We start from the raw sequence: 6390 nt of genomic DNA, 5'->3' as shown, positions 1-6390 counted from the left end.
ACCCCACACACACCCACACAACCCCCCCCCTCACCCCCCCCGCCCAGACCCCGCGACCGTAGGGGGCTCGTCCACACGCCCCACCCCCCCCCCCCCCCCCCCCCCCGCCACTCGGGTTTCGTCGGCGGACTCCCGCCGCAGGGGCAGGACCGCGCGCTGCGCCGCCACAGTGCGGCGGCTGACGGTGGGCGCGGCGGGCTCGCGGGCCCGGACATGGCCCGGGGCGGTGCTCTCCCGTCGCAGCAACTGGTGGGGATGACGACGGCCGTCAGTCCTCGCTGATCACGCGGGCCATGGCTTCGAAGGCGTCAACCGCGCGGCGGTCGAAGCGCCCGAACTGGGCCTGGATGTCCGTGCCGAGCTGGCTGTAGAGGCGGGCCGCTTCGCGGCGCTGGCCTCGGGTAGCGGTCTCCGCCGCCTCATCCATCCGACGCGCGACCCCTTCGTCCGTCAGGTGGTCGCTCACTGATCCCCTCTTCTCGTTGATGGTCCGTCCTGGTCCCCGCCCGTTGGGCCACCGCTGTTTTGGCCCCCGTGGTGCCGGTGCTGCTGGTGCTCTGGGGCACGGCCCTGCCGGGCGCGCACGGGTGCTTCGTCTTCGAGTCGCTCGGTGAGGTCGTCCGAAGGCTGTACGGGGCCTGGCCGTCGCTGTGGAGAGCCGTCTTCTACTCCGCGGCCAGCAACCCGCGGCGGCAGTACTCGTCCACCATGCTGGTGGGCCAGTGGGTGAGCGGTTCGGGCATCTTGTCGATCAGCCAGGCCCAGCCGCGGGCCTCCGCCGCCGCCAAGGGCTCATCGGGGGTCTCGCGGGCCGCCAGGACCTCGTAGGTCGTGCCGGGGTGCAGGCCCACCGCGATGATGTACCGCTGGCGGCGCAGGTCGATCTCAACGCTCCACCCGTTTCCGTGCCACACCGCGAAGTTCTGGTCGACCCGAGCCGGGGTCATGCCGTAGAGACTGGCGGCGGCGGTGTTCCGGCACCAGGCGGTGGCGGCCTCGGGGTTGGGAAACGGCGTCCACTGGTGCATGGTCTGGGCCGCGATCTCCAGGAAGCAGCCCAGGCGGTCGCGCCTGCCGAACGCCCCGTACGGGGTGGCGACGACCTGGGTGCGGTGGCCCCGGTAGGGAAGTTCGAGGAGAACGGTGCCGGTGGCGAGGGCTTCGGCCAGGTCGTGATCGGAGGGCTGGCTGCCGATGGCGCCGCTGGGGATCGGCGGGTGGGGATGTGCGGTCATGGTGGGGTCCCTTCTGCGCGCCGTCCGGCGCGCGCTCACGGTGTGCTGCTTCGACTTCCGAGATCCCGGTCGGGGCGGTGTCGTCGGCCGCAACGGCACCAGGGGCGTGCTGCAGATCGCGGTGGGCGCTCTCCGCGGGGGCCGACGGTCGTGCGGGGTTGGCGGTTGACCGCAGTCGGCGGCCCGGCCGCTCACGCCGCGAACTGGGTGACGAGGGCAGCCCCTCCGACAGCGGCGATGGCAACGAAGACGCTGGCGGAGGCCCAGATCAGAAGGTTCATCTTCCACTCGCACAGCTTGCTGATCTGGTGCAGGCGCTGCGCACGCCGGTCGACGGCCACGGCGGCCGGGATCTCCTCCGGCGACATCGACGCCCAGCGGGTGAAGCTGCTCGACCGGCTCCGGTCCAAGCGGGGCATGACCACCACAATGGCCAGGGCCGTCGCGAGGAGCGTGGCGGCCAGGCCGATCGCGGCCAAAACAAGGGCGGCCGACGGCATCTTCGGCAGCAGCGCGATGCCGGCGATCACCGCGGTCGCGAACGTCAGTACGAGCCCGGCCTTGGGCTCGACGCGCGCCATGTCGGCTGTGACCGCCGCCAGTTCGATCTCGAGGCCGCGGTCGGCGGTGAAGGCCGGTTCCGTCTCGCTGGCACCAGTGGTGCTGGTGGTTGCCGTCGATTCGATGTCGCGGTCAGGCTCGGCGGTGTTGTCCGGCGGCATCGCGCCGGAGTTCTGTTGCGTGGTCGTCGTGGTGCTCATGGTGGGTAGTCCCCCTCGTACGGATACCGTTCCGTGCATGCGCCGTGCAGGCCGGCCGGTGGGCTGGCCGGCCTGCACGGTGGGTCGGGCGAGAAGTCCGGCGGCGCCCTGCTGGGCTGGGAGTCGCCATGATTTCCGGATCACCGGAAGCCGGCTGCCCAAAGGTGGGCAGCCGACGTGTGGTGTACGTCACTTGGCGGCCCGTGTGAACCAGCGCCGCCGTTGCCCCGGCGCGGGGCGGGGTTCGGCGTCGCGCACCACGACGACCGGCATCCATCCGTCCCAGTGGTCCGCTCCGCCAATGCGGGCGCGCAACAGGGCGACGGCCTCCGGGCTCATGCCGGCGAGTTCTCCGAGGCGGGCATCGCGGTCTTCGGCTCCGTCGGTCGGGTCGCTCCACGAGTCGACCTCCAGCAGCAGAGCGGCGACCGCCGTCCGCAGCTGGGGCGTGCTGCCGGTCGCCGCGGCGGAGGCCCGGCGCCGCAGCTCCGTGCGGGTCTGGGCGCGTAGCTGGTCACGGACCCGCAGGGCGTGCGGGAGGAAACCGACCAGACGCAAGCCCTGGTTGGCGGCGGCGCGCGCCTCGTCCGGGTAGAGCGTCTCGAGCTCGGCCTCGTCCCAGCTGGGGTGCATCCTCTCCCCCAGGCCCGGGTGCTCGGCGTACCAGGTGCCCGCCTGGACGACCTTCAGCTCGGCCGCCGCCTTCTGCCGGTACTCGTACAGGCCGGCGCGCACGCTGGTGACCCTGTAGGCCCGGTGGCCCTCGGGCAGGTGCGGGCGGGGGTCGATGGTGGCGGCGAGTTTCTCGGCGATCTGGTCGAGGGTGGCGTCGTCGGCCAGGGCCCACTCGCCGCGCGCGACGGAAGGGTCGGCCTGGTGGAGCTCGCGCCAGGTGACGTAGTGGCTCTCCTGCTTGAGGGTCTCGCGGGCGGCGGCGTCGATCTGGTCCTGCCGGGGGGCTCCGTCGCCAACGTAGTGGGCGGGGAACCGCGCGAGCTTGGAGAGCAGGTGCAGCAGGCCGGCGCTGCGTGGGGTCCAGTCGAGGGCTGCCGGATGGTCGGGCAGCGGCTGGAAGGAGTCGAGCAGCTCGGCGGCGACCGGCGCCAGCGCATGCATGAGCGCGTTGACGTCCTCTGCGCTGGCCCAGCCGAACGGGAACCAGTGGTAGGACCGGATGGCCTCGGGCGGGGTGCCGGGCTGGCCCTCGTCCCCCGTGGGGCACTCCCGGCTTCCGGCCAGTTGGTGCTTGGGGAAGTCTTCCGCCCAACTGCTGTAGGAGCGGCGGTTCATGTAGGCGGACAGCTCCCGTGCGGCCGGGTCAAGGGTGATGCGCAGGCACCTTTCGACGGGATGCAGGGTGGAGACCTGCGGCCAGTCGCTCCGGTTGACCGATTTGACGGTCACGGTGGCCGGGGCGGTGAGCGTGGTGGTGGGCATGGCGTCTCCTTCGATGTGGAACGCGCGCTGGCGAAGCGTGGAGGTGGTTGGGTCGGGCGCGGTATACGGTGCGGCGGCTGCGCCGTACCGCTCGGCGGGACCGGGCTGTCGGTGCATGAAGCGGCTCCTGCGTGACCGTGGATTCGTGGCCCTGTTCAGCGGCGGCGTTCGGGCAGCCGGTCCGCGTCCGGGCAGGTTTCGAGAGCGGCCCGGTGCAGTGCTCTCTCGGCCTGGCCGATCAGGTAGACCGCCCAGTCGATGGACTCCTCAATCCGGCGGCCGTGGTCGGCGTCGGGAAGGTGCGCCCGGGCGGCTGCGGCGAGCTCGTGAACGTCGGCGAGGACCGCGGTCTGGGCGCGGTAGGCCTCTTCGAGTGGCCGCTGAAAGTCCGTCGGCGACTTGGGTGTGGCCTGTCGTTCGGGGGACTGTGGTTCGAGCCAGCTCCTGCTGGCCTGCCGCAGCGCCCGGTTGAGGCGCTGCGACAGCTCGGCGACGGGCAGGACCTGGCGGCGGCGGAGGAGGCGGTTGAGCAAGAGGTTGGTCTCCTGTCGTGCGATCGGGGCCGGCGGGTCGAGCTCCGGCGGCCCCGGCACGGGCCTTGCCGCCGTCCTGACCTGGTTCTAGGGACAGATTCTGGTTAGGCGACGGGCTCGATGTCCCCGGAATCGGTGGTCTGCCACCCCGAGGGTGCGGCAGACCACCGGATCATCCGCTGCGGTGCGGGGCATGATCGGTCACCGGGATGCAGGATCCCGGCTACGGCCGCAACCTGGCCGCCGGGGGCTTCGGGGCTCACCGTTGAACGTGACGGTCCCGGGCTTGGGCCCGCGGCGGATCAGCCGAGGTGGGCGGCGATCAGGCCGTGCGGCCAGGCGGCTGCTTCGTCGACGACGACGAGCACTGAGCTCCACAGAACCCAGCTTCGGCTGACGCGCCTCAGCGGGCTGGAGATCTCCTCGTGCCGGCTGAGCCGGTAGACGAGCATCCAGGTCCCGGCCAAGGCCACGACGACCACCTGCTGGTGGGCCGTCCCTTGGATCAGATGCCATTCGGCGTGTACTGCGGCGCAGATCAGAGCGGCTCCGGCCACGACCTTGGCGACGTGCATGACCCCTCGCAGGGCGCGCCGGGCCGACGGCAACGGGCGGGCGCTGCCGGGCTCCAGGGGCGCTTGGTCTTCGGTGACACTCATCGTGTGCTCCTCGGGGCAGGGGTGGTCGACTTCGCCGGCGCACCGGGCTGACTCGACGCCTTGGTGAGGTTGACGCTGGATGCGCTGGCGGACGCGCTGCGGCTGGGCTGAGCCGCAGAGGACGGGCGTGCGCTGGTGGCCGTGCCGGTGGGGTAGGTCTTCGGCGCGCTGGGGCGGGAGGCGGCCGCCGTGCAGCTGGTGAGAAGGGAGCCGACGAGCAGGGTGCCGGCCAGCGGCCGCATGAGGCGCTTCATAGGTCCTCCGAACTGGTTCCTGGGATCGGGCAGGGGAGAGGTGCTGCGGTCGGAACTGGAGTCAGGCGGTGTACAGCACGGCGCCGATGGCCGCGAGGGCGACGCCGGCCGCCGCGGTGATCCCGCTGCTGATGACGTAGAGCGGCAGCGCGGCCAGGACCGTGAGGGCGCCAAGGGCCCGCCGTCCGAGGGTGGGCGATCCCGCTGTCCCGGCCTTCCCGGCCGGGAGGGCGGACCGCAGCCACGCCCGAAGGCGCTGGATGGGGGCGCAGCGGCGGGTCTGCGGCAGCAGCATCACCACGAGGAACAGCGCGAGCAGGGCCAGCGGCAGCAGACGCAGCGCGAGGTGCGCGGCAGAGGTAGACATGGAGATGGCCTCGGTGGTTGTCGGTGGTCGGCCCGGCGGCTGTGCCGGGCGGAACGAGTGAATGGACAGGGGGCGGGGCCGTGGTGGCCCCGCCGGTGGTGCCGGTCAGAGGCGCGGGTTGGCTACCTCGGCGGCCTGTTCGGCCGCGAAGGCCTCCGCCGCCGCGATCGCGCCTTCGACGTCGCCGGAGGCCCGCAGCGTCCGGACGCGGTCGTTGGCTCGCTCGGACGGGGACTTGGTGAGCTCGGCGAGCTGGGCGCGCAGCCGCTCGACCTCCTCCTCGCGCAGCAGAAGGCGAGCCAGCAGGTAGCCGGCGCGTTCACCGGCCCAGCTGGTGAGGTTCCCGCAGAACAGGTCCTCCCAGTTGGGGTGGTCGTGGCCCTGGATGTCGGCTACTGCCCGGGTCAGGTCGGCGACCACGGCGTTGCCGGCGGGCTTCACTCCCGCGAGCAGCACCTGCAGGCGGGTGCGCTCATCGGCGGTCAGGAGCAGCTCGGTGTCTTTCACACCGCTCTCCCGGATCGCTTCCTTCACGGGCCGCAGAACATCGTTCGGCGAGGCCGGCAGTCCGGCCAGGGCCGTGGCCCAGCCGCCGGCGGCCACGCTGAACCGCACGCCGTTGTCGTCCACGTAGCCCACACCGCCCGGCTTCACGTTCGTCACCAGGATTTCCGGGCCGTGCCAGTACGCGTGGCGCCGCTCGGAGACGACGACCGGCAGGCCGGTGTGCTCCTCCAGGTAGGCCCGGATCTTCGCGTGGTGCGACTCGTCACGGGCTGTGACGACGGCGATGTGCCAGCCACCACGGAAGTAGCGGTGAAGCGCCTCGACGGCTCCCGGGATCGGCGGGCCGTAGAGGTCACCGCCGCGCCATCCGTCGAACTGGTCGTGGATCACCCCGTCGAAGTCGATCACGAGGGTGCGGGCAGACGGCGAGCCGGCCAGCGCGAGGGTCCGCGCCCGGTCGAGAAGCCAGGTCATTGTGGTGCTCCCATTCATGAGGTTGCCGGCCCTGCCGACCGCGCCGCTCCCCCTGGGCCTGAGCGGCTCCGGGGGGGGGCGGGGGGGGGGGGCGGGGGGGGCCGCGCGGGGGGGGGTGGGGGGGGGTTGGTTGGGGTGTGGGGGGGGGGGGGGTGGGTTTTAT

At 72.4% G+C, this 6390-nt stretch carries 9 protein-coding genes; all 9 read right to left on the bottom strand.

Going from position 1 to position 6390, the window contains the following annotated elements:
- Positions 1-268: 268 nt before the first annotated feature.
- On the bottom strand, positions 269-466 hold the full coding sequence (locus ACFWXO_RS43760; RefSeq protein WP_380532465.1) for a hypothetical protein: 198 nt from the start codon (positions 464-466) through the stop codon (positions 269-271).
- A 199-nt stretch (positions 467-665) separates the two neighbouring features.
- Entirely contained in the window at positions 666-1235 is a 570-nt protein-coding gene (locus tag ACFWXO_RS43755; protein WP_380532462.1) for a hypothetical protein, read from the bottom strand.
- A gap of 191 nt (positions 1236-1426) precedes the next feature.
- Entirely contained in the window at positions 1427-1996 is a 570-nt protein-coding gene (locus tag ACFWXO_RS43750) for a Pycsar system effector family protein (protein WP_380532459.1), read from the bottom strand.
- Between the two features lie 189 nt (positions 1997-2185).
- Positions 2186-3433, bottom strand: a complete 1248-nt coding sequence (locus ACFWXO_RS43745) for a hypothetical protein (protein ID WP_380532456.1) — start codon at positions 3431-3433, stop codon at positions 2186-2188.
- A 155-nt stretch (positions 3434-3588) separates the two neighbouring features.
- Entirely contained in the window at positions 3589-3966 is a 378-nt protein-coding gene (locus ACFWXO_RS43740; RefSeq protein ID WP_380532453.1) for a hypothetical protein, read from the bottom strand.
- A gap of 302 nt (positions 3967-4268) precedes the next feature.
- The gene (locus tag ACFWXO_RS43735) at positions 4269-4625 is read right to left on the bottom strand and encodes a hypothetical protein (protein WP_380532450.1); all 357 of its coding nucleotides are present in this window, start codon (positions 4623-4625) and stop codon (positions 4269-4271) included.
- Positions 4622-4879, bottom strand: a complete 258-nt coding sequence (locus ACFWXO_RS43730) for a hypothetical protein (protein WP_380532447.1) — start codon at positions 4877-4879, stop codon at positions 4622-4624. The genes ACFWXO_RS43735 and ACFWXO_RS43730 overlap by 4 nt, the downstream gene beginning before the upstream one ends.
- A gap of 61 nt (positions 4880-4940) precedes the next feature.
- Entirely contained in the window at positions 4941-5246 is a 306-nt protein-coding gene (locus ACFWXO_RS43725) for a hypothetical protein (RefSeq protein ID WP_380532444.1), read from the bottom strand.
- Between the two features lie 105 nt (positions 5247-5351).
- Complete coding sequence (locus ACFWXO_RS43720; RefSeq protein ID WP_380532441.1) at positions 5352-6227, bottom strand: hypothetical protein; 876 nt, start codon at positions 6225-6227, stop codon at positions 5352-5354.
- Positions 6228-6390: the final 163 nt, after the last annotated feature.

This window comes from Kitasatospora sp. NPDC059088, from assembly GCF_042738155.1.
Classification (GTDB): domain Bacteria; phylum Actinomycetota; class Actinomycetes; order Streptomycetales; family Streptomycetaceae; genus Kitasatospora.
This window is presented reverse-complemented; position numbering and strand designations above follow the sequence as displayed.

Excerpts from the sequence above, each read along its gene's own strand:
- ACFWXO_RS43755 (WP_380532462.1), bottom strand. The coding sequence starts at position 1,235 with ATGACCGCACATCCCCACCCGCCGATCCCCAGCGGCGCCATCGGCAGC.
- ACFWXO_RS43750 (WP_380532459.1), bottom strand. The coding sequence starts at position 1,996 with ATGAGCACCACGACGACCACGCAACAGAACTCCGGCGCGATGCCGCCG.
- ACFWXO_RS43745 (WP_380532456.1), bottom strand. The coding sequence starts at position 3,433 with ATGCCCACCACCACGCTCACCGCCCCGGCCACCGTGACCGTCAAATCG.
- ACFWXO_RS43735 (WP_380532450.1), bottom strand. The coding sequence starts at position 4,625 with ATGAGTGTCACCGAAGACCAAGCGCCCCTGGAGCCCGGCAGCGCCCGC.
- ACFWXO_RS43730 (WP_380532447.1), bottom strand. The coding sequence starts at position 4,879 with ATGAAGCGCCTCATGCGGCCGCTGGCCGGCACCCTGCTCGTCGGCTCC.
- ACFWXO_RS43725 (WP_380532444.1), bottom strand. The coding sequence starts at position 5,246 with ATGTCTACCTCTGCCGCGCACCTCGCGCTGCGTCTGCTGCCGCTGGCC.
- ACFWXO_RS43720 (WP_380532441.1), bottom strand. The coding sequence starts at position 6,227 with ATGACCTGGCTTCTCGACCGGGCGCGGACCCTCGCGCTGGCCGGCTCG.